Source organism: Neobacillus sp. MER 74, assembly GCF_023714155.1.
This window is the reverse complement of record NZ_JAMAUV010000110.1, coordinates 1-257: the sequence shown is the minus strand read 5'-3', so window position 1 is coordinate 257 and position 257 is coordinate 1. Positions and strand designations below refer to the sequence as shown.

General features: G+C 56.0%; 1 rRNA gene. It reads right to left on the bottom strand.

Annotation, left to right across the window (positions count from 1 at the left end):
• Positions 1-257, bottom strand: a 23S ribosomal RNA gene (locus tag M3610_RS27760); the annotation flags it as partial.

Sequence of the window (257 nt, the reverse complement as noted above, 5' to 3'; positions counted from 1 at the left end):
GTTGAGACAGTGCCCAGATCGTTACGCCTTTCGTGCGGGTCGGAACTTACCCGACAAGGAATTTCGCTACCTTAGGACCGTTATAGTTACGGCCGCCGTTTACTGGGGCTTCGATTCAGAGCTTCGCGTGAGCTAACCCCTCCTCTTAACCTTCCAGCACCGGGCAGGCGTCAGCCCCTATACTTCGCCTTGCGGCTTCGCAGAGACCTGTGTTTTTGCTAAACAGTCGCCTGGGCCTATTCACTGCGGCTCTTCGA